Consider the following 22,880-nt stretch of genomic DNA (forward strand, 5'->3'; position numbering starts at 1 on the left):
TTCAAAATAGCATCAGAATTGATCAACGAATTGATTTTTTTGAAAATAGTAAAGCCGTGTTATTTTTATTGCTCAATTGATTAAAATAAATTGGTGTTTTAAGCGAATAGTCCTGCAAATAGTCGAAAAAATAGTGTTTATTTTGCAGAAAAATCCCACTATTACTTTGATTTATCATCATACCAAAAATAAATTTAATAAAATTGTTGGTTTTATATTTTTAGCTGTATATAATTACATACATCTGTATAAAAAAACAGGAATTAATAATGAGACCATTAACGGAACGCCAAAGACAGATTTATGACTTAATCAAAGATAATATTCAAACAACCGGTATGCCACCTACTCGAGCTGAAATTGCCCAAAAATTAGGATTTCGCTCAGCAAATGCAGCAGAAGAACACCTAAAAGCACTCGCCAAAAAAGGGGCAATTGAAATGATTGCCGGATCATCTCGAGGAATTCGTTTATTACTGGAAAGGCAAGAAGAGCAAAATGATTTTCAGGGAATTCCTTTAATTGGACAAGTTGCAGCAGGCTCGCCAATTTTGGCACAAGAACATATTGAAAGTCACTACCAAGTCGATCCATCCCTTTTTAAACCTCATGCCGATTTTCTACTTAGAGTTCATGGTATGTCAATGAAAGACATCGGGATTATTGATGGTGATCTGCTTGCCGTACACAAAACGCAAGACGTAAAAAATGGGCAAGTCGTCGTTGCTCGCATTGATGATGAAGTAACAGTTAAAAGACTTTCACGTAAAGGTAAACATGTACAATTAATTGCCGAAAACGAAGAGTTCTCACCTATCGAAGTTGATCTTGAACAGCAAAGTTTTGCAATTGAGGGAATTGCTGTTGGTATAATTCGTAATGGATCATGGATGTAAGAACAAAGTTAGTATAAAATGGCGAATAATTGTTAATTAGGAGATAACAATATGTGGCTATTTTGGTTATATGAATTTTTAGGATTTGTTGCAGTTATTTTACTTATCGTTGCTTACTGTCGTATTCGTAATCAAAGATTTTGGTCGTTTACTTGGAAATATTTAAAGTGGATATTATTGTCAATTGTTGGCGTTTGGTTGGTAATAGCCGTACTTTGTCGAAATGATCTCTACAATGCCACTCATTGTTATTTTCGCGGAGTAAGTATGCATGCCCAAACAAAATATTCCATCTATTTGGGCGAATGTCAGATAGAAACGCCAAGTGGCAGTTATGTACCGATCGATCGAACTCGAGCATTACCTGGCTCAAGTGACCATGGTAATCATGATGACGTAAATGATTTCTATCCAACTAATTAAATAATTAAATCTTAAAAATCAGGCTATCACAACTATGATAACCTGATTTTTTTATTACGATAAAATCTTAATCCACTGATTCAAAACACTGTTTTGTATATTTATGTTTAAAATAATGATACTAATAATGCTGATATGCTAAACAATACTTCTCTAACTTTTTAAAACCAAAGATTAATACAAAACTCACACAAAGATAGATAACTGCCGCGATACCAAACGCATGAAAAGGTTGATAGGTTTCAGCATAAATATCCCGAGCAATTTTCATTACATCTTGGACCGTTACCGTAAATGCCAGTGCCGTCGAATGTAACATAAAAATAACTTCATTACTGTAAGCAGGTAAAGCAATATGAAAAGCTCTTGGAAAGATAATGTATTGATATAATTGCCAACGATTAAAACCTAATGCCGTTGCAGCTTCAATTTCACCGCTTGGCACATTGCGTATGGCCCCCGCAAAAACTTCAGTTGTATAAGCACAAGTATTAAGTGTGAAAGCCAAAATAGTACAATTCAAACCACTTTGAAAAAAATCGTCTAGCCACTGGTGATCTTTAACAATGCTTAACGTATAAATTCCTGTATAAATCACAAGTAATTGTACATACAGCGGTGTGCCTCTAAAAACATAAGTGAATAACCAAATTGGCAGTTTGATAAATTTATTTGAGCAATTACGCCCAATGGCTAAAAAAATAGACAAAATACCGCCAAACAAAACAGATAAAATTAAGATCCAAAGCGTCATAGCTAGGCCAGTAATATTATAGCCATCAGTCCATAACAAAGCTTGCCAATAATCTTGAAGAATTTCTATCATTCTATAATGCTCTTTTTTATGATTTTGCTTTTGTTAGGCCGACTGAATAACGCCTATCTAGCCAATTTAATACAAGAATCGACATAGTGGTAAAAAGCAGATAAAAAACTGCTGCGATTAATGCAAAAAATAACGGTTGATAAGTTGCTTCCCCTACCGTCTTCGTCGCTTTAACTAAATCAAATAGTCCTAATAGTGAAACCAACGCCGTTGCTTTTAATATAATGAGCCAATTATTAGCCATACTAGGAAGGGCAAAACGCATCATTAAAGGAAACATCACATAACGAAATACCTGCATCTGACTAAATCCAAGTGCTACCGCTGCATTTAGGGTATTTTTTGATACGGCTTGATAAGCGCCACGAAAGGTTTCCGTAAAGTACGCACCATAAATAAATCCAAGCGTTAAAATACCCGCAACAAAGGGATTTATTTCTATAATATCGGCATTAAAAAAATCAGTTATATTATTGATTGCAAATTGCAAACCAAAAAAGATTAACATCATTAACACTAAATCAGGCACACCTCGAATGACCGAAGTATAAATCTGACATATTAATCGCAATGATTTTAAATGTGACAATTTACCAAGTGCACAAACCACGCCCAGTAAAACGGCAACGACTAAAGAAGCAATTGCCAGTCCTATGGTAATTAATGCGCCTTGGAAGATGAGTAAACTATAGCCCTGCATTACTTATTTCTTATTATAAACATCAAAATCAAAATATTTATCGTTGATTTTTTTATAGGTCCCATCAGCTAAAATCTCGACAAGTGCTTTGTTAAAAGCTTCCTTAAGTTCATTGTCTTTTTTACGGAATCCTAAACCTACCCCAACATCAAAATATTTTTTATCCGTAAGTGCCTCACCTGCAAAAATAAAACCTTTTCCTTGAGGTTGTTTTAAAAATGCATAGCTTCCTGTTACTTCATCTTGCAGCGCCGCATCTAAACGCCCCGCTACTAAATCAGAAAAAACTTGTAACTGATTTTGATAAGGAACAATGGTCACACCATTTGGACGCCATACTTCATTAGCAAAATGTTCTTGTGAAGTGCCTTGTTCAATGCCGACTCGTTTCCCTTTTAATGACTCAATTGTCGGCAGGATATTGGCGCCCTCTTTTGTTATCAGACGTGATTTAGTGGCAAAAATTTCATCTGAAAACGCTATCTGCTTTTTACGTTTTTCAGTCATCATCAATGATGATGAAATCATATCAATCTTTCTTGATAAAAGAGATGGAATTAACGCATCAAAGTCAGTGGTTTGAAAAACACACTTAACATTTGCTTTTTCACAAAGTGCTTTGGTTATTTCAATGTTAAAACCCGTAATTTCACCATTCTCATCAATGTAATCAAATGGAGCATAAGAAGTATCAGAACCTATTTTAATTGATTCAGGTAATGCCGCCTGACTGTTTAGGGATATGCTTAAAAAGACAATGCTAGATAATACTTTTATAAATTTTTTCATCCGAGTACTCATGTAATTTATTAAATAAGTAATATAACTGGTTATCGAAATTTTTAATAATAAAAAAATATTATTAACCTACTGCAAAATATAAGGATTTTCTTATAAAAAAGTATTCAATTAACTGATCTTTTCTAGTTTTAAACCCAAAAAAATGATCAATCTAACATAATAAAAATATTAAAAATCAAATCACATTAAAAACGACAGTTATAACTTTGTAAAAATTATTCAGGAGTCTATACCGTTTCATTTTCTTAGCTTGAAATAATTGTTTAAAAGACTACTTATCATTGTTATTAAATGTAATGAGATAATTGACTACAGATTATTTTAACCTATATGCACTAATCATCGAATACTAATAAATTTTCAGGAATATCTTTACCTCAATAAACTGCCAATGTGTGGATAATAAACTTGATTGCATAAAAACAGTTTACATAAATGTTTTAAAAGAACATGATTAACTCACTTCACTAAACCGATCTTCTATAGGTTTAAATCCAAAATAAATGATCAATCTAATATAATAAAAATATTAAAAACCCAATCACATTAAAAACGACAATTATAACTTTGTAAAAATTATTCAGGAGTCTATACCGTTTTATTTTCTTAGTTTGAAATAATTGTTTAAAAGACTACTTATCATTGTTATTAAATGTAATGAGATAATTGATTACAGATTCTTTTAACCTACATGCATTAATCATCGAATATGAATAAATTTTACTGGAATATCTTTACCTCAATAAACTGCCAATGTGTGGATAATAAACTTGATTGCATAAAAACAGTTTACATAAATGTTTTAAAGAACATGATTAACTCACTTCACTAAACCAATCTTCTATAGGTTTAAATCCAAAATAAATAATCAATCTAATATAATAAAAAATATTAAAAATCGAATCACATTAAAAACGACAATTATAACTTTGTAAAAATTATTCAGGAGTCTATACCGTTTTATTTTCTTATCTTGAAATAATTGTTTAAAAGACTACTTACTAACATTGTTATTAAATGTAATGAGATAATTGGCTACAGATTCTTTTAACGTGCATGCACTAATCATCGAATACTAATAAATTTTTTATAATATCTTTACCTCAATGAACCGCCAATGTGTGAATAATAAACTTGATTGCATAAAAACAGTTTACATAAATGTTTTAAAGAACATGATTAACTCACTTCACTAAACCGATCTTATTTAGTTTTAAACCCAAAAAAATAATCAATCTAATATAATAAAAATATTAAAAACCGAATCAAATCAAAACAACAGTTATAACTTTGTAAAAATTATTCAGGAGTCTATACCGTTTCATTTTCTTAGTTTGAAATAATTGTTTAAAAGACTACTTACTAACATCGTTATTAAATGTAATGAGATAATGGATTACAGATTCTTTTAACCTACATGCATTAATCATCGAATATGAATAAATTTTACTGGAATATCTTTACCTCAATAAACTGCCAATGTGTGGATAATAAACTTGATTGCATAAAAACAGTTTACATAAATGTTTTAAAGAACATGATTAACTCACTTCACTAAACCAATCTTCTATAGGTTTAAATCCAAAATAAATAATCAATCTAATATAATAAAAAATATTAAAAACCCAATCACATTAAAAACAACAGTTATAACTTTGTAAAAATTATTCAGGAGTCTATACCGTTTCGTTTTCTTAGTTTGAAATAATTGTTTAAAAGACTACTTACTAACATCGTTATTAAATGTAATGAGATAATGGATCACAGATTCTTTTAACCTACATGCACTAATCATCGAATACTAATAAATTTTCAGGAATATCTTTACCTCAATAAACTGCCAATGTGTGGATAATAAACTTGATTACATAAAAACAGTTTACATAAATGTTTTAAAGAACATGATTAACTCACTTCACTAAACCAATCTTCTATAGGTTTAAATGCAAAATAAATAATCAATCTAATATAATAAAAAATATTAAAAACCGAATCACATTAAAAACGACAATTATAACTTTGTAAAAATTATTCAGGAGTCTATACCGTTTTATTTTCTTAGTTTGAAATAATTGTTTAAAAGACTACTTATCATTGTTATTAAATGTAATGAGATAATTGATTACAGATTCTTTTAACCTACATGCACTAATCATCGAATACTAATAAATTTTTTATAATATCTTTACCTCAATGAACCGCCAATGTGTGAATAATAAATTTGATTGCATAAAAACAGTTTACATAAACGTTCTAAAAAACATGATTAATTCACTTCACTAAACCGATCTTCTTTAGGTTTAAATAAAAAATAAATGATCGATTTAATTTAATAAAAATATTAAAAATCGAATCACATTAAAAACGACAGTGATAACTTTGTAAAAATTATTCAGGAGTCTATACCGTTTCGTTTTCTTTTGTTTGAAGTGATAATTTAATTGATTAGTAAAAAACAGATGGGGTAATTAATGGCTTGGTAGTTGGAATAAATTTTTGAAATCATGCATAAACTTTGTTATAAAAATAGCCATTGAGTCATTAAAAGCAGTCCCTCTATTCTAAAAAAAGCCCTCTAAAACTAATCCTACAGTGACAATTTATCACTTTGTCGGTATCATATTGGACATTTTATTATAATCGATTAGGTTTAGTGTGAATATTCAACAATTATTAACGCAACGCGTTTCGCAAGCAATGATTCTGGCTGGTGCCGATAACAACTGTGATGCTTTAATTAAGCAATCGGCTAAAGTGCAATTTGGTGATTATCAAGCTAATGGTATTATGGCAACCGCCAAAAAACTAGGTATGCCACCAAGAGCATTGGCAGAAAAGGTTTTACAGCATTTAGATATTGATGATATTGCCGATAAAGTTGAAATTGCTGGTCCAGGTTTTATTAATATTTTTCTAAAAAATAGTTGGATTGCCGAGCAGAACGAAATCGCATTAAACAGTGATAAACTCAATATTACTTTACCTGCTAAACCACAAACGATTGTGGTTGACTATTCAGCGCCAAACGTCGCTAAAGAGATGCATGTTGGCCATTTGCGTTCAACCATCATTGGTGACGCCAGTGTGCGGGTATTATCTTTCTTAGGTCATAATGTCATTCGCGCTAACCATGTCGGCGACTGGGGCACACAGTTTGGTATGTTGATTGCTTATCTTGAAAAGATGCAAAACGAACATGCTAATGATATGGAACTTTCGGATTTAGAATCTTTCTATCGTGCAGCAAAAAAACATTATGATGAAGATGAAGTCTTTGCTGAAAAAGCACGTAATTATGTAGTTAAATTACAAGGCGGTGATGAGTACTGTCGTGATATGTGGCGTAAGCTTGTTGATATTACCATGACACAAAACATCGCAACTTATAAACGATTAAATGTGACATTAACAGTTGAAGATACCATGGGCGAAAGCATTTATAACAGTATGCTACCGGGTATTGTTGCCGATCTTAAACAGAAAAAATTAGCAGTTGAGAGTGACGGCGCCATTGTTGTATTTTTAGATGAGTATAAAAATAAAGAAGGCGAACCAATGGGCGTTATCATCCAAAAACGTGATGGTGGCTATCTATATGCAACAACCGATATTGCTTGTGCAAAATACCGTTATGAAACGTTACACGCTGATCGTATTCTTTATTATACTGATTCTCGTCAACATCAACATTTAGAGCAAGTATGGGCGATTGTACATAAGGCTAAATATGTTCCAGAATCATTGAAATTAGAACATCATATGTTTGGTATGATGCTTGGTAAAGATGGCAAACCATTTAAAACACGTTCGGGTGATACCGTAAAATTAAATGACTTGCTTGATGAAGCTTGTGAACGCGCAAGCTCGCTCATTCGTAGCAAAAATCCTGATCTGTCAGAAGCTGAACTTGCCCAAATCGTTGATGCCGTTGCTATCGGTGCCGTTAAATATGCGGATCTTTCCAAAAACCGTACTACCGATTATGTATTTGATTGGGATAATATGTTGTCATTTGAAGGGAATACTGCGCCTTATTTACAGTATGCTTATACTCGAGTGCTGTCCGTGTTTAGAAAGTCTGATATTTCTGAAGATAGCTTAACAGGCGATATAAGTTTGGACAGCGATAAAGAGCGCGCCTTAGCAACTCGTTTAATCCAATTTGATGAAACGATCACTACAGTAGCAAACGAAGGTACGCCACATGTGCTTTGTGCTTATCTTTATGAAATTGCAACGCTGTTTTCAAGTTTCTATGAAAACTGCCCTATCTTGACGGCTGAAAATGAAAACTTGAAACAAAGCCGCTTAAAATTGGCTTCATTAACGGCTAAAACACTTAAAGTTGGTCTTGATATGTTAGGTATTAAAACCGTCGATAAGATGTAATTAAAAAGATAGCTAGCAGTAATTAAATAAAATTATCTTGCAAAAAATACATTTAAAAGCCACCGATAAAATTGTATCGGTGGCTTTTTTATATTTAAATATATTGTTAACCTGAAAAGATTTTAGAAATTAACAGGTTTTGCTACACAAATATCTAACCCGTCTACATGATCTTTGGCAAACGTAGCAAACTCAACAAAATGTGGCGTTGCGTTATGACTGTCTATAGCCGCTTGAGAAGCCCATGTTTCAATTACTACATAAACATTAGGATTACTAATACTCTGATTAAGTTCATAATGGAGGCAACCAGCTTCTTTTCGGCTCTCTTCAACAAGTTTTTTAAAAATAGGTTGAAAGGCTTCGTAGTACTCTGGTTTAACTGTAATTGTCGCGATAATATTTAAATGGCTCATATAAACCTCTTGATGTTTAATCTAAATAATCAAGTTAAGAGTATAGCTAAAATTACCGATTTATAAAAAGAGATTACGAACATGATGTCTATTTTTAATTGTTACTACTTATCATTGATTACTCATAGAGATTGTTTAACATGAGTAAATGATGGCAGACATTCAATAAATTTTTCTATATTTATCTGAAAGTTGCAATATAGACTCAGTATAAAAATATCTCGTTTTTTGGACTAGTAAATCTTTATATAAAATATAGAGTTATATGCTAAAAATTGCCATAGACCCAAAACCATCCTATAAAAACCCTGTATTTAGGCTTGAAAAAATCTAAAAAATAATACTTTAACCATTTCATTTATTTAGATATTTTCTAAAATTTTAAGCTTGCTATTAACTCCGAGTTAGTTAGAATTTCAATAGTTTTATAAACCAATATAGGTTAGCTTGATATGTTAAATTTTAATCAACAATATTTTCGTCCAACATTGTTGATGTCTTTAGTCCTCCTTCGTGGAGGATTTTTTTTATCCACCATTTTTATTAAATACCAAAAGTAATTGATTTATAGAGGCGTATTATGACCGATAATAAAAAAATGTTATTAACCAGTCGAGATCAAAGTTTAAAAGCATATTTGATGAATAAAATAAAGCAAAATGGCGGTTGGGTTAACTCACATATGCATGCCGATCGAGCTTTTACCATAACGGTAGATAGTTTTGATGTATACCAAAAACAGACCTTAATTGAAAAATGGGATACTTTAGATAAAGTTAAAGCATCAATGAGTGAAGATGATTACTATCGCCATTTTAGTATGGCGGTTGAGCGTATGATTGAACAAGGGGTAACGGCAATGGGTTCATTTGTGGATATTGATCCAATTGCTGAAGAACGCGCTATTAGAGGTGCACTTCGAGCTCGTGAGACCTATAAAAATGATATTATTATTAAATTAGTCAACCAAACACTTAAAGGTGTCATCGATAAAGAAGCTCGCTACTGGTTTGATAAAGGTGCTGATTTGGTTGATATCATTGGTGGCTTACCTCGCCGAGATGAACGTGATCATGGTAAAGGAATGGGATTAAAACATCTTGATGTGTTAATGCAAACGGGTAAATCATTGGGTAAAATGGTTCATGTTCATGTTGACCAATTTAACTCATCAGACGAAATCGAAACCGAACAACTCACCGATAAAACTTTAGAGCATGGTATGCATGGTCGTGTCGTTGCTATTCACAGTATTTCAATCACAGCACACAGCTTGGAATATCGTCAAAAACTTTATCAAAAAATGAAAGAAGCAAAAATGATGGTCATTGCTTGCCCATTTGCTTGGATTGACAGCCCTCGCCGTGAAGAACAAGGCCCTACTCGTAACTCACTCACCCCCGTTGACGAACTTGCCTCAGCCGGGATTCCCGTTGCCATTGGTACCGATAATATTAGTGATTATATGCTTCCATTTTCAACAGGCAATATGTGGGAAGAACTTAAACTACTTGTTACTGGCTGCCGCTATACCGATTTGGATAATGTGGTAAATGTAGCAACCAAAAATGGACGAATGGTATTAGGACTGGAAAAATAAATCGTCTTTAATAAATAAAAATCTCACCAAAAATAATAAAATTATGGTGAGGTTTTTTTTGGATATTATCTCATTTGCAAAAGCATCTTTCTCTACTTTCAAGCAACAAGTATGCTCATTATCAAATTATTAAACGATTGGATTTTTCACTATTAATTGTTTGATAAAACATACATTAATATACCTCTTTTTTATAGATTAATTTCTATAAATCTCTCCGTACTTTATAAGATCCATGTTAATTTTATAGAGTTTATGTTTTGGTGGAATATTGGGCATTACAACAATAATTAATCTCATTTAAAACTAGTTTAATATTTCAATAAATTATAAAGATATATATTAAACTATTCGAATCTTTTCATTAAAGCGATCTGTTGCTTTTTCCTTTAAAGTTATGGTTTAGAGCTTGTATAATAAAAAAACTAAGTCGTATCACTTATTAATCGCATTAATTGTAAAAAATAATCAAATCTATTATACTAACTCATTGACAACATTCTATTTTAACGTATCTTATTTACAATAAATTCATATAGTTTGATGTAAAAAAGTAAAGATAAGTATAAGAGGAAAAAATGGATGGGATAAACTCCTTAATAAATGGAATTGCTTCATTAGCAACTGATAGTCAACTCAATCACTATAGCCTGTCAATTGATCAACTTGATGAACTCACAATTCTCTCAATTTACTCCATTAACGGGCAAGAGTCATTGAATGAACCTTGGCATTACGAAATAACATTTACCAGTACCAATAAACAAATCGACATTAACTCAATACTGAATCAACCTGCCTCGCTTACCTTTCATGCACCAAATTCTATAAAACAACTTATTCAACTCAGTTCACTAACCTCTCCAGCACAAAATAGAACAATATATGGTGTTATTACTGAATTTAGCTTAATATCAGTAAGTAAAGATGAAGCTCGTTATCAAGTTATATTAAATTCACGCTTAACCCTACTAGCCAATGAACATCGGTGTGCTATCTATCAAAATAAAAGTGTGGTTGATGTTGTAGAAGATGTTTTACGTTCCCATGGATTTACTGGTATTGAATATCGCCTAGAACTGAAAAACGCCTATCCTGCTCGTGAATTCATTACTCAATGGCAAGAAAGTGACCTTGTTTTTATTCAGCGTATTTTAGCCGATATTGGGATTTGGTTTCGTTTTGAAACACATTTACAGCACTCTTGTGATGTCATGGTTATCAGTGATTACGAACAAGGATTTGATAATACAGGACACTTGCCTTTTAAACCGCCTAGTGGCATGAATGATGTTCAACAAAACAGCATTTGGAATTTACAATTTAGAAGTAAAACCAAACAACAACAAGTATCGGTTAATGATTATAATTATCGCGCCGCCGAGAGTAATCTAAAATCTAACGTTAATACCCAAATTAAGGACACCACAACTTATGGCAATGATTACCGCTACGGTGAACACTATAAGCAGAAAGGTAGCTCAAACACAGTAGAAAGTGGCCATTGGTATGCGCAAATCCGTCATGAATATTACATCAGTGATAAAATCATTATCCGTGGTGAGTGTAATGATTATCAATTAATGCCAGGGCAAATAATTACCGTTGATGAAAGTCCAATTAACCATATTCAAAAAGGGATTATAATCCTATCAACGCAATGTTATGCAGACCGAAGCACATCTTACAAAACCCATTTTACAGCTATTCCATTTGAAGAATTAAAACCTTATCGCCCTGCTCCAATTGCTTGGCCAAAGGTGAGTGGAACCTTACCAGCCAGAGTCACCAGCCCAGATAATGATATCTACGGTTACATTGATACTCAAGGTCGTTATCGTGTTAAATTCGATTTTGACTTAACCGAATGGAAGAAAGGTGAAGAAAGTCTATGGGTTAGACTCGCTAAACCTTATGCGGGTGATACTTATGGGTTCCACTTCCCGCTTATAGACGGCACAGAAGTGGCGATCGGTTTTACTTCGGGCAATCCAGATAGACCTTATATTGCTCATGCAATGCATGACAGTAGCAATCCGGATCACGTTTCGACCAGTAACAAACACCGTAATGTAATTCGAACACCTGCCAATAATAAACTGCGCATGGATGATAAGCGTGAGCAAGAACACATCAAATTAGCCACCGAATACGGTAAAACTCAGCTTAACCTTGGGCATTTAGTAAATAATAAAAAACAACAACGTGGCGAAGGGTTTGAACTTAGAACCGATGAATTTGGAGCAATAAGAGCCAGTAAAGGTGTTTATCTTACGACCATAAGCCAAGAAAAAGCGACTGGTGAACAGCTTGATATGAAAGGAACCATCAAACAGATTGAAAAGTCTCTTGATATATCTCAAGCGTTGATCGGTTGCGGCAAAGTGAGTGGCGCTGAACTAGCCGAAATAACCGAACAGCAAGCATTATGCGATGCCAGTAATCAATTACAGGAATCAACCGTTGTAATTCATGGTGAACAAGGGATCACACAAATTTCGCCCAGAAGCATTCAACATGCTGCCAATGAAAATATTATTGCTACCGCAGGTAACAATGCAAGCATCAATATTTTTAAAAAGCTCTCTATGGCAGCAGGTGAAATGATATCTCTTTTTGCCCATAAGTTAGGAATAAAACTTATTGCTGCTTCAGGACGAGTTCAAATTCAAGCCCAATCCGATGAAATGGAATTAACTGCCCAAAAGAATATGTTTATTACTAGCTGTGCAGGTAAAATTACCATTAATGCCCAAAATGAACTGCTACTGCTTAGTGGTGGTGGCGGAATTCGTATCAAAAATGGCACTATCGAAATGATAGCACCAACCAGCATATTACAAAAAACGGCGGTTTTATCTTACAGTGGTCCTGAAAGTATAAAAGAAGCGGTACCTTCATTTGAAAAAGGCAGTCTTGCCCGAAAATTCAAATTGCACTTTAATGATTCACCCTCACAGGTGCTAAAAAATCAACCGTATCGTATCCACTTCAATGACGGAAGTACACAAGATGGTATAACCGATGAGAATGGAGAAACAGAAATCATTCCGATGACAGAATTAGAACAAATAAAAATAGAAATATTAAAAAAGGAATAGGTTATGCCTGATTTTGGTAACTTAAAAGGAAACAATATCTCGGATAGTACTACAGGACTTCCCCCTGAATCGGGAGCCATGTTAACAAGTAATATAGAAGCATCACGCCCTTTACCCTGTGTTGTAATATTAATTCATGGCGTAAATGATGTTGGAGAAGCGTTTGAAAATCTAGATAAAATGATTTGCGAAGGTTTAAATCGTCGTTTAGGGCGTAAAGATTTAAAACCTAACAAGTGGCAATGGGCGCAAACAAGCGCTGATGATTTTTCGCCACGAATCCAGATGTTGCCAGAATGGCAAGAGACTGTTGGTCAAATAAAACCGCCTTTAAAACCGAAAACGGTAAAACATAAAAGTTATTCACCTATTATTCCCTTTACCTGGGGATACAGACCAGTAGATGAAGAGACCTATAAACAAGAACAGCTCGCCTATTACAAAAGATTACAGGATAGCAATGTTAAAGATCCTGAATTACCCTACGATAGCTATTGGATTGATCGCAACTACCATCTCAAAACAGATAATATAGAGGTCAATAAACTTAATTGCGACAAATTTGGTAACTGGATCGATTACCTTTATCGACGTAATGGTGGGCCTTTCGCCAATGCCACCACCTGCATACCCGATATGTATGGTCCGGGAATGGCTGGTTGGTTAGGTCTTGGTGGTGCAGTAGCTACACCAAAGGGTGCAAGAAGCTATCTAAACCCACATCGGATATATTATGTTTTTGCCGCCCATCGTTTAGCCAATTTAATCAAAACCATTAGGGAACAAACAAAAGAGCAAGATATTCCAATTAATATCGTTGCCCACAGTCAAGGCACCATTATTACCATGTTAGCCAATCTGATTCTAGCCAATGATAAGGAAGAACCTCTACCTGCTGATTGCGTGATATTGGCGAATTCACCCTATGCTTTTGAGCCAACTTTAGCTGAAATAATATCCAAAAATCTAAGTATGGGGGTCCAATCACAATACGGGCGTGAGCAGACATTTATTAATTTTGTTGATCAAATGTATAAATTTCAGGGAGATCGGAGAGATAAATTTTTTGAATTTAACGATTTAATTGAAACAGGGGTAATTAATACTGCAATTGACGATAGTGAACTTTATACCCAAGCGGATGGAACTAAAAAGCAGTATGATAGACTTGGCGATGATGTAGAACTGTTTTATCGTGATAACTTTGGCAAAGTGTATCAATATTTTAGTCCCAATGATCATGTAGTATCATTATGGAATGTTCAAGGCATGGGTTGGCAAGGTATTCCCGATAATATTTTTAAACAGTGTACACATCAAAACCTTAAACAACGAATTTTTAGTCATGGTCATATTGTCGGTAATGATCCTAAAAATAAAGATGTAAAAATTCCTCTTATTCTTATTGAAGTACAAGAAAAAGATTACCCAAGTTATATTAGTGTGAAAGATTATCAACAACGTCGTGGGGCTAAAACCTATTACGGAGTAAACATACCGGTTGTGTTACTTTCAGAACAGTTAACAAAATTAATACAGGAACCCTTATTCAAAGGGCATGATGGATTTTTTAGTCATGGCTGTTATGCGAATGAAGGTCAATCAATTCATGTGCATTATATACCTTCTAACGAAGAAATAAAACGAGATTATCCGGAACTTGTTTATCAACATACTAGTTCTGGTCAATTAGATTCAGATTGTATAGATTATGAAATAAATGAAAATTCAAATAAAAATCCAAATCTACCACCATCGGTTTTTAACTATAGAGCAGAGAGAGTATGTAATTCAGTAACAACAGGTGACTTAACAACTGCACCTTATATATTAACCACCCGATTGATTAATGGTGAACCCGTTCCGGAAACCATGATCTACACAGTAGACAAACCAAGTGGCAAAACAAAGTTAAGCAGAGCCATCCACTATAATGATATTTATAATAGTGATAACCAATTTGTTGAAGATTTAGAAAAAAAATTAAATTATCAAATCATTGACCGACCTGATTACATACCTGTAAAAAAAATAGATAAAAAGGATATTTCATCACCTTTTATCACTGATGAACTCCAATTAAAAAAATTGCTCGACGAGCATCCTGAATGGGATAGAGGCATAGAGTCCGCAAGTTATATGGTCAAGCAGGAAAATAAAATATTAGTGATTTACCGTAACCCACAAAAACAAATTGAGTCCGAAATAGGTAAAGAAGTAGACGATGAAAAGGATACCAGTTCTCACCATTCGGGCATTACCAACAGTTTGGAAGCGCCAGCTAAAATCATGGCTTATGATTTAGCAATTGGGGTAGTTGAAAATATTAGTGAATCACATCAAACATTACTAAACAATTGGCGGGTACTGGCTGACTGGCGCCACCCTGAAAATACCGATCCTGAAACCTTTCAATATACTCATAAGGGTATACTGCCTGATAAATTAAAAAAAGCCATGAACTACCCTAGCAAACATATGCCAAAAAATAATAATATGCTAGTGAATGATTTTTACCATAGTAACCCATTTATAGATAAAAAGATATTAAAGAAAGGAACAGACGAAGAATTAAAAAAACCAAAATACCAAAAATTAACTGAACCACCTCAATGGGTGTTCCCCGATCCGGACTTAAAAGGAGTTTCTGATGTTGATTAGTTATTTACTACTGAGTTTAGCATTATTTCTATTTTGTTTTTTTAAACGTTGGCATCTTTTTTGTTGGTTAAGTTACAGCGTTTTTTTGGTCTGTTTTTTGGCAATCATCCCTTTACCGGGTGAAGATAAAGTTAAATATACAGCCCCTACCCAAGTTGTGTTCCGTTTTGATGAGCATCGATTTATTCAACTTACTGGCTATGGTTGCCAAGGGCGAATGTACTATGTTGATGATCAAAAGCAGATCTATTACGAATTAGCTCGGCACTCGGCAAAAGTCTTAACCGAACCCTTTGCTCATATGCCTGAAGATTATATTTTCATTCCAAGTACTGACTATTCTGACATAGATTTTTCCCAGGATGGCGGGCGTTCTTTCACCTCTATACATCTTCCAACAACGGATCTTACGGGTCATTATCGCCCAGATTATAATACGGTAGAAAACATTGTGGTTATGAATAATCAATTTTTCTTAAAAGATAAAAACCGAGGTATTTACCGTTCGCCCAAGCCTATCGGTTCGGGCTTTGCGATATTATCGCCCGCTCACGAGGAATATTTAGCAGGCCTCAGACAATATATGGGGTATCGTTGGACTGATCAACCTCAAACTATGCCAATCATGCCTGCCAATTATCCTGGTTGGCAGCGATGGCAGTGTGATCCTAACTTAAAACAACCGATTACCGTCTATAACCGTTATGCGCCGCTTATTAAATTACAAACCCAATTACGCCATCTATTAGGCGTCACAGAGGAGGCAAAGCATGAAAAAGAGACTGATTAAACTGTTAATCTGTTGCATTGTCCTTCCTGGTGGTTTATGGGCTTTTATTATTAACTTTGGTTCCAATTTACCGGAAAGATATGAAGAAACAACGGGACTGGATATTCCAATGCCTGAGCCAAAAGAAGGTTATGAAATTATTTACCCTGATGCGATTCGGACTAATGACCCCCACGATACAGCCTCGTTTTACTATTTAAGTGAAAAACGTCAGATTATTTACCGTTATGATGCAGATCGTTATTTAGAGCTGCAAGGTGAAAACTGTGAAGGATTAATTTGGTACCACGATCAGGCCAAAAATATTCATACACGTATTGACCAAGTCTTTTTTACTCGCGATAGGTTACCCAAATTTAGCTATTACAACCCTGGCAAGGACTATATTGGCATTCCAACTGATGATATGTCAGCAATACCGTTTTCAATTGACGGCGGTAAAACTTTTTATGTTGGCAACGTGACCAGCTTTGCAGCTAAACCCAGTGAGCAAGTGGAGCATTTTATTGGGGTAGATGATAGCCCATTAACCCTGCAATTTAAGGATGTTAAAAAATCGAATATGAAAAGCTTTATTAATACCATTACCGTTTCTGGTAATACAGGCTATTTTATTCTAAAAAATGATGTATTGTTTGGCGATACTGTCTTTTGGCAAATGTTTAAATACCCTCAACAGACTTTTCATTCATTAAATGGTATCGACACTAAAGCAGATATTAATTTATACCTTAAAGGTAAAAACATGAAAGAAGTCCAAAGATTTGGACGATATTGGGAAATTTATTATAAACCCGCTTATATAGAGCGGATAACTGACGCGCGTAATATTAAACTTGAACCCTATCAAGGTTGGGACAAAATTCGTTGTGAAATTGGTGCAGAAAAATAATTTTAATATTGACACACAAGCCGATAAAAGTGTCAAGCTAACTATTATTGATGTAATAGCTAGATTAGCTGTATTGAAATACAACAAAATGACAATATTGCGTCATTTGCTATAGAAGGAATATTAGTTGTTGATTATAAGTTATTTACTACTGAGTTTAGCATTGTTTCTATTTTGTTTTTTTAAACGTTGGCATCTATTTTGTTGGTTAAGTTACAGCGTTTTTTTGGTCTGTTTTTTGGCAATCATCCCTTTACCGGGTGAAGATAAAGTTAAATATACAGCCCCTACCCAAGTTGTGTTCCGTATTGATGAGCATCGATTTATCCAATTAACTGGCTATGGTTGCCAAGGGCGAATGTACTATGTTGATGATCAAAAGCAGATCTATTACGAATTAGCTCGGCACTCTGCAGAAGTTTTAACCGAGCCTTTTGCCCATATGCCTGAAGATTATATCTTTGTACCTTTAAGTGACTATTCAGCTATCTATGTTTCCCAGGATGGCGGGCGTTCTTTCACCTCTATACATCTTCCAACAACGGATCTTACGGGTCATTATCGCCCAGATTACAATACGGTAGAAAACATTGTGGTTATGAATAATCAATTTTTCTTAAAAGATAAAAACCGCGGCATTTACCGTTCGCCCAAGCCTATCGGTTCGGGACTTGCGATATTATCGCCCGCTCACGAGGAATATTTAGAAGGTCTTATTCAATATACGGGGTATCGTTGGACTGATCAACCTCAAACTATGCCAATCATACCAGCCAATTATTCTGGCTGGCAGCGATGGCAGTGTGATCCTAGCTTAAAACAACCGATAACCGTCTATAACCGTTATGCGCCGCTTATTAAATTACAAACCCAATTACGCCATCTATTAGGCGTCGCAAAGGAGGCAAAGCATGAAAAAGAAACTAATTAAACTGTTGATCAGTTGCATTGTCATTCCTGGTGTTTTATGGGCTTTTATTATTAACTTTGGTTCAAATTTACCGGAAAGATATGAAGAAACAACGGGACTGGATATTCCAATGCCTGAGCCAAGAGAAGGTTACGAAATTATTTACCCTGATGCGATTCGGACTAATGACCCCCACGATACAGCCTCGTTTTACTATTTAAGTGAAAAACGTCAGGTTATCTATCGTTATGATGCAGATCGTTATTTAGAGCTACAAGGTGAAAACTGTGAAGGATTAATTTGGTACCATGATCAGACCAAAAATATTCATACGCGCATCAATAACGTCTTTTTTACTTACGATAAATTACCAAAATTTAACTATTACAACCCTGGCAAGGACTATATTGGCATTCCAACTGATGATATGTCAGCAATACCGTTTTCAATTGACGGCGGTAAAATTTTTTATACTGGCGATGTGACCAGCTTTGCAGCTAAACCCAGTGAGCAAGTCGAGCGTTTTATTGGGGTAGATGATAGTCCATTAACTCTGCAATTTAATGATGTTAAAAAATCGACTATGGAAGGATTTGTTAATACCATTACCGTTTCTGGCAATACAGGCTATTTTATCCTGAAAAATAATGTACTGTTTGGCGAAACAGCATTTTATGAACGAATTGGCTTAAAACCTAGGCAATCATACCATTCATTAAATGGTGTTATAGACACCAAAGAAAATATTAATTTATACCTTGATGGTGAACACCTAGAAGAAGTCCAACAATTTGGGCGATATTGGGAAATTTATTATAAACCCGCTTATATAGAACGAATAACTGGCGCGCGTAATATTAAACTTGAACCCTATCAAGGTTGGGACAAAATACGTTGTGAAATCGGGGCAGAAAAATAATTCTAATATTAATAAACAAGCCGATAAAAGTATCAAGTTAACCATTGTTGATGTATTGGCAAGAATAGAGCGAATAACTGGCGCACATAATATTAAACTTGAACCTTATCAAGGTTGGGACAAAATTCGTTGTGAAAGCGGGGCAGAAAAAGTAAATAAACTATAAATAAGGAATTTATTTATGAAAGGTGTAATACGATTAGGTGATCCACATTCGCATGGTGGAAATGTTATAAGTGCTTCTGGGGCTGATTTTGATGGTAAACCTGTTGCTTTAGTGGGAGACAGTGTATCTTGCCCGAAAAAAGGACATGGTATAAATCCGATTATTGAAGGACATCCTACTTGGTTAATGCATGAACGCCAAGTTGCTGTTGAAGGATGTCATGCCGCATGTGGCTGTGTATTAATATCAACATTAACACAAGTGGGATGCAACTAATGAAATGGCAATTACCAAATATTGAAGAAAAAACAATACCTAAGAATTTTTCAAAATGGGTTTATTTATTGATTTTTGTGATTAGTTTTTTATTTTATATCATTTTTATTTTTATTGTTCAGAATGATAACGATGCGGTGTTCTCACAATTTAATCTTATCTTCATTTTTTTTATTATTGCGCCAATATTATTTGGTTTGTCTGTGATGGGATTTTTATATAGCTTCTTTTTTTATGAAAAAGTTGATGCGTTAATATTTAATCATTATCTAAAAAACATGCGTTTAAATTGGCAAAGTTGGTGCCAAAGTTCAATAAATCTGATCGATTACCATTATATTACAGGTATTGATAATGTCTCTTTAAAAATAATGAAAATTGAGGGGCATTCTCCAACAAATCCCGATAAAGTAATACCCATTTCAATTATAAGAGAAAATGACAGTTCTCCATTATTCTATTTGTTTGATAAGATTTTATTACCAATGAAATCTAAATTAAACATGCTTCCTAGTGTAATAATTCTTTTAAACACTAATCAAGACCAAGAAGTTATAAACAATGCGTTAATGAGTTACAGCCAACTCAATGAACTAAACATTCATCAATCTAATATTACTTTTTCCAACATAATACCTTCTATAGATAAGATTAATGATTGGATTGATGATAATTCAATACAAAATATACTATTAATTAATCTATTGTTTGATACCGAAACTCAATTACAGGTAACAGAATATTGTTGTGCACTATTGTTTTCAAATGATGAAGAGGTATTAAATCAATCCCCTTTGAAAATAAATTTATTCCGCTCCCTTAATACAAATTTAACTAATTTCAATAAAGATCTAGAGTACTTTTTGGATTCTAAACAAGTACAAAGAGAAAAGATTAACCAAGCATGGACACTCTATTTACCATCTCCAGCTTTACACAGTTTTAAAGCTACATTATTTGATCCAAATAGCGGAATAAAACTTGAACCAAATAAATTTTATCAATTGGAGATAAATTTAGGTAAGTTAGATTATAGTCATGCATGGCTTGCATTGTCACTCGCTGCAGATGGTATAGTTAAAGAGCAAAAAGGGCAAATCATTGCTACGCAAAATAAAGATTCAATTAATATTATGCAATTATCCGATGAAACGGCATATACACCGACAAAAGAAGATAACATAAAAGGTTACTATCCAACCATAACTTGTTTAAGTTGCTTATTACTCTTGTTCTGCATCTGTTTAACAATAATATTTTCACTTGAAGAAACAGATTCTGAATTTTTGATGCAAATAGGCGTTTTTTCTTTTATTGCGGGACTTTTTATTATCGGGGCAATGATTGTCGGTACCCTTTATCAAAGATCTTCAAAAGAAGATGATTTCATTGAAATGTGGTTTGAAGAACAAGATAAAATATCAAATAGTATTTAATTTAGAATATTCTATTTATATAGGAGCGTGTTCCACCGCTCCTATTCTTCCTATCACCCAAATTAGTTTAAATGTAAATCTTTCATGAAAAAAAGATAATCATTGTTTTTATAATTTTATTTAATCACTTTTATTCAAACTTTGAGGTGTCAGTGGCGCAAATTCTAAGGTGATGCCCGTCTGGATCATTGCCAACACAAGTATATCCAAAATCAAGCATTTGAGGTTCAAGTTCTATTTTTACGTTTAGCTTTTTCCATGTTAAATAGATTTCGTCTACCTTATCTTTTGTTATATCACTAAAAGAGAGTTCAAAACCACCAAAATGATTCGGTGCTTTAGGTGTGATTTGATCGGCTTGTTGTAATCCTAAAATAAAATCGTCTTTTAATGAAAAAACTGCAAATCCTGGATAGGTTTCAATAGGATTTTGTTCAAGTATTTTTGTGTAAAAGTCGGTACTGATATCGATGTTTTTAACATAAATAATAACGCTATTTGGTTTAAACATTTTGGTTACCTTTTTGTAATAGATATTAAAAAAATTAATATATTTAAATTATGTTATCTATATTATGATAAGGTAACCCTGACAACTGTATGTCATATTAAGAATTTAAGATCAATTATTTCAATAATTTAATATATGAAAATTAACCGTATAATTACTATCATTATGATATTACTTCAAAAAGATAGGATAAGCGCTAAAGTATTATCGGAAAAATTAGATGTATCATTACGCACCATTTATCGAGATATACAAGTTATTGAACGTGCGGGAATTCCGATCATCACTTATGCAGGAAGTCAGGGCGGAATCAGTATTTTAAAAGATTATAAAATCAGTAAAGGTCTATTTACTAAAGATGATGTGACTGTTCTTTTAAAAGGTCTGAATTTATTATCTTCTCCAATTTTAAGTGACAATGAAAAATTCCATACTCACGAAAAAATTAAAAGCTTTTTGTCTCAGGAAGAACTTAATGATTTAAGTAATGACCTAAACCAACTTACTGTAGATTTATCCCCTTGGTTTTTAAAACAAAACATTAATAATAAAATAGCGATTATTAAAGGGGCATTGAGTCAGCAGTTACTGTTATCATTTGATTATCGCAAAATTAAAAATGACGCGATTTCTCGATTAATTGAGCCTTATCAACTGCTATTTAAAGAAAAAGAGTGGTACTTAAAGGCTTTTTGCTTAAATAGAAATGATTTCCGCCTATTTAAATTATCTAAAATGTCTAATGTCCGTAAAACAGACATTAATTTTACCAAAAGATCGAATCCCGACATGGTTTCTTTATTTAAACGTGATATGAAAACAAAAGTCTTTAAAATAAAATTATTAATTGATAGCTCTATCTTAGAACGCATTTTAGATTATTGTGATGAGAAAGATGTAAATCCATTCGATGATAATAAATATCTAGTCGATTTTGATTTTATTGAGGATGATTATAGTTACGGTATATTAATGAGTTTTGGACATCAGTGTATCTGCTTAGAGCCCGAACACGTCCGTCACCAACTAATCCAACGAACCGAACAACTTAGGCGATTATATGACGAAAAAGAAATTTGAAATAATTCCAACTTCGTTTAACCGATCTGTCAATTAATTTAGAAACTTTTGTTGCCATATCAACTTTATTGAAAATTAACGTTATTC

Annotated in this window: 19 protein-coding genes; 14 read left to right on the top strand and 5 right to left on the bottom strand. The window is 33.5% G+C overall.

The features are described from left to right. The first annotated feature begins 269 nt into the window (after positions 1 to 269). Together lexA and H3S73_RS07305 are read left to right on the top strand one after the other, a co-directional pair. The gene (lexA, locus tag H3S73_RS07300) at positions 270 to 896 is read left to right on the top strand and encodes a transcriptional repressor LexA (protein ID WP_065737288.1); all 627 of its coding nucleotides are present in this window, start codon (positions 270 to 272) and stop codon (positions 894 to 896) included. Between the two features lie 51 nt (positions 897 to 947). Beyond that, positions 948 to 1,319: a hypothetical protein gene (locus H3S73_RS07305; protein ID WP_198236232.1), complete on the top strand. Its 372-nt coding sequence runs from the start codon at positions 948 to 950 to the stop codon at positions 1,317 to 1,319. Between the two features lie 121 nt (positions 1,320 to 1,440). On the opposite strand, the gene H3S73_RS07310 is transcribed toward H3S73_RS07305, so the two are convergent. From H3S73_RS07310 to H3S73_RS07320, 3 genes are read right to left on the bottom strand one after another with little or no spacing between them, the layout of a single operon-like run. Beyond that, entirely contained in the window at positions 1,441 to 2,145 is a 705-nt protein-coding gene (locus H3S73_RS07310; RefSeq protein WP_086327407.1) for an ABC transporter permease, read from the bottom strand. Between the two features lie 16 nt (positions 2,146 to 2,161). Then, positions 2,162 to 2,845 carry an ABC transporter permease gene (locus H3S73_RS07315; protein WP_198236231.1) on the bottom strand — a complete coding sequence of 228 codons (684 nt, stop codon included), beginning with the start codon at positions 2,843 to 2,845 and terminating at the stop codon, positions 2,162 to 2,164. A 3-nt stretch (positions 2,846 to 2,848) separates the two neighbouring features. Next, positions 2,849 to 3,634 carry a lysine/arginine/ornithine ABC transporter substrate-binding protein gene (locus H3S73_RS07320; protein WP_198236230.1) on the bottom strand — a complete coding sequence of 262 codons (786 nt, stop codon included), beginning with the start codon at positions 3,632 to 3,634 and terminating at the stop codon, positions 2,849 to 2,851. 2,667 nt (positions 3,635 to 6,301) lie between these two features. Here H3S73_RS07320 and argS point away from each other — a divergent pair. Next, positions 6,302 to 8,035 (top strand): arginine--tRNA ligase, encoded by a 1,734-nt coding sequence (gene argS / locus H3S73_RS07325; RefSeq protein WP_198236229.1) that lies wholly within the window; start codon positions 6,302 to 6,304, stop codon positions 8,033 to 8,035. A gap of 122 nt (positions 8,036 to 8,157) precedes the next feature. On the opposite strand, the gene H3S73_RS07330 is transcribed toward argS, so the two are convergent. Beyond that, positions 8,158 to 8,451, bottom strand: coding sequence for a putative quinol monooxygenase (locus H3S73_RS07330; RefSeq protein ID WP_198236228.1), 294 nt, complete (start codon positions 8,449 to 8,451; stop codon positions 8,158 to 8,160). Between the two features lie 580 nt (positions 8,452 to 9,031). On the opposite strand from H3S73_RS07330, the gene H3S73_RS07335 reads away from it, so the two are divergent. The 10 genes from H3S73_RS07335 (at position 9,032) to H3S73_RS07380 (ending at position 21,202) form a co-directional block, all read left to right on the top strand. Continuing rightward, complete coding sequence (locus H3S73_RS07335) at positions 9,032 to 10,051, top strand: amidohydrolase family protein (protein ID WP_198236227.1); 1,020 nt, start codon at positions 9,032 to 9,034, stop codon at positions 10,049 to 10,051. Positions 10,052 to 10,629: 578 nt separating this feature from the next. After that, positions 10,630 to 13,152 carry a type VI secretion system Vgr family protein gene (locus H3S73_RS07340; RefSeq protein ID WP_198236226.1) on the top strand — a complete coding sequence of 841 codons (2,523 nt, stop codon included), beginning with the start codon at positions 10,630 to 10,632 and terminating at the stop codon, positions 13,150 to 13,152. 3 nt (positions 13,153 to 13,155) lie between these two features. After that, on the top strand, positions 13,156 to 15,813 hold the full coding sequence (locus tag H3S73_RS07345) for a hypothetical protein (protein WP_198236225.1): 2,658 nt from the start codon (positions 13,156 to 13,158) through the stop codon (positions 15,811 to 15,813). Beyond that, positions 15,803 to 16,603, top strand: a complete 801-nt coding sequence (locus H3S73_RS07350; RefSeq protein ID WP_198236224.1) for a hypothetical protein — start codon at positions 15,803 to 15,805, stop codon at positions 16,601 to 16,603. Before H3S73_RS07345 ends, H3S73_RS07350 begins: the two co-directional genes overlap by 11 nt. Further along, positions 16,584 to 17,495 carry a hypothetical protein gene (locus H3S73_RS07355; protein ID WP_198236223.1) on the top strand — a complete coding sequence of 304 codons (912 nt, stop codon included), beginning with the start codon at positions 16,584 to 16,586 and terminating at the stop codon, positions 17,493 to 17,495. The genes H3S73_RS07350 and H3S73_RS07355 overlap by 20 nt, the downstream gene beginning before the upstream one ends. 127 nt (positions 17,496 to 17,622) lie before the next feature. Next, positions 17,623 to 18,426 (top strand): hypothetical protein, encoded by an 804-nt coding sequence (locus H3S73_RS07360; RefSeq protein WP_198236222.1) that lies wholly within the window; start codon positions 17,623 to 17,625, stop codon positions 18,424 to 18,426. Beyond that, on the top strand, positions 18,407 to 19,324 hold the full coding sequence (locus H3S73_RS07365) for a hypothetical protein (protein ID WP_198236221.1): 918 nt from the start codon (positions 18,407 to 18,409) through the stop codon (positions 19,322 to 19,324). Before H3S73_RS07360 ends, H3S73_RS07365 begins: the two co-directional genes overlap by 20 nt. Next, entirely contained in the window at positions 19,302 to 19,490 is a 189-nt protein-coding gene (locus H3S73_RS07370) for a hypothetical protein (RefSeq protein WP_198236220.1), read from the top strand. The genes H3S73_RS07365 and H3S73_RS07370 overlap by 23 nt, the downstream gene beginning before the upstream one ends. Before the next feature lie 15 nt (positions 19,491 to 19,505). Next, complete coding sequence (locus tag H3S73_RS07375; protein WP_065737304.1) at positions 19,506 to 19,766, top strand: PAAR domain-containing protein; 261 nt, start codon at positions 19,506 to 19,508, stop codon at positions 19,764 to 19,766. Continuing rightward, positions 19,766 to 21,202 (top strand): hypothetical protein, encoded by a 1,437-nt coding sequence (locus H3S73_RS07380; protein WP_198236219.1) that lies wholly within the window; start codon positions 19,766 to 19,768, stop codon positions 21,200 to 21,202. The genes H3S73_RS07375 and H3S73_RS07380 overlap by 1 nt, the downstream gene beginning before the upstream one ends. Positions 21,203 to 21,332: 130 nt before the next feature. Here H3S73_RS07380 and H3S73_RS07385 read toward each other — a convergent pair whose 3' ends face one another. Next, the gene (locus tag H3S73_RS07385) at positions 21,333 to 21,713 is read right to left on the bottom strand and encodes a VOC family protein (protein ID WP_198236218.1); all 381 of its coding nucleotides are present in this window, start codon (positions 21,711 to 21,713) and stop codon (positions 21,333 to 21,335) included. 135 nt (positions 21,714 to 21,848) lie between these two features. Here H3S73_RS07385 and H3S73_RS07390 point away from each other — a divergent pair, with 135 nt between their 5' ends. Further along, positions 21,849 to 22,793, top strand: coding sequence for a YafY family protein (locus tag H3S73_RS07390; protein WP_255519606.1), 945 nt, complete (start codon positions 21,849 to 21,851; stop codon positions 22,791 to 22,793). Positions 22,794 to 22,880: the final 87 nt, after the last annotated feature.

The sequence above is a fragment of the Gilliamella sp. B14384G12 genome (assembly GCF_016101825.1).
Classification (GTDB): domain Bacteria; phylum Pseudomonadota; class Gammaproteobacteria; order Enterobacterales; family Orbaceae; genus Gilliamella; species Gilliamella apicola_N.

What these genes read in the sequence shown, in the direction of transcription:
- H3S73_RS07350 (WP_198236224.1), top strand. Translation starts at nt 15,803, where the DNA reads ATGTTGATTAGTTATTTACTACTGAGTTTAGCATTATTTCTATTTTGT.
- H3S73_RS07380 (WP_198236219.1), top strand. Translation starts at nt 19,766, where the DNA reads ATGAAATGGCAATTACCAAATATTGAAGAAAAAACAATACCTAAGAAT.
- H3S73_RS07310 (WP_086327407.1), bottom strand. Translation starts at nt 2,145, where the DNA reads ATGATAGAAATTCTTCAAGATTATTGGCAAGCTTTGTTATGGACTGAT.
- H3S73_RS07375 (WP_065737304.1), top strand. Translation starts at nt 19,506, where the DNA reads ATGAAAGGTGTAATACGATTAGGTGATCCACATTCGCATGGTGGAAAT.
- lexA (WP_065737288.1), top strand. Translation starts at nt 270, where the DNA reads ATGAGACCATTAACGGAACGCCAAAGACAGATTTATGACTTAATCAAA.
- H3S73_RS07315 (WP_198236231.1), bottom strand. Translation starts at nt 2,845, where the DNA reads ATGCAGGGCTATAGTTTACTCATCTTCCAAGGCGCATTAATTACCATA.
- H3S73_RS07320 (WP_198236230.1), bottom strand. Translation starts at nt 3,634, where the DNA reads ATGAAAAAATTTATAAAAGTATTATCTAGCATTGTCTTTTTAAGCATA.
- H3S73_RS07365 (WP_198236221.1), top strand. Translation starts at nt 18,407, where the DNA reads ATGAAAAAGAAACTAATTAAACTGTTGATCAGTTGCATTGTCATTCCT.
- H3S73_RS07305 (WP_198236232.1), top strand. Translation starts at nt 948, where the DNA reads ATGTGGCTATTTTGGTTATATGAATTTTTAGGATTTGTTGCAGTTATT.
- H3S73_RS07340 (WP_198236226.1), top strand. Translation starts at nt 10,630, where the DNA reads ATGGATGGGATAAACTCCTTAATAAATGGAATTGCTTCATTAGCAACT.
- H3S73_RS07390 (WP_255519606.1), top strand. Translation starts at nt 21,849, where the DNA reads ATGAAAATTAACCGTATAATTACTATCATTATGATATTACTTCAAAAA.
- H3S73_RS07330 (WP_198236228.1), bottom strand. Translation starts at nt 8,451, where the DNA reads ATGAGCCATTTAAATATTATCGCGACAATTACAGTTAAACCAGAGTAC.
- H3S73_RS07355 (WP_198236223.1), top strand. Translation starts at nt 16,584, where the DNA reads ATGAAAAAGAGACTGATTAAACTGTTAATCTGTTGCATTGTCCTTCCT.
- H3S73_RS07345 (WP_198236225.1), top strand. Translation starts at nt 13,156, where the DNA reads ATGCCTGATTTTGGTAACTTAAAAGGAAACAATATCTCGGATAGTACT.
- H3S73_RS07335 (WP_198236227.1), top strand. Translation starts at nt 9,032, where the DNA reads ATGACCGATAATAAAAAAATGTTATTAACCAGTCGAGATCAAAGTTTA.
- H3S73_RS07385 (WP_198236218.1), bottom strand. Translation starts at nt 21,713, where the DNA reads ATGTTTAAACCAAATAGCGTTATTATTTATGTTAAAAACATCGATATC.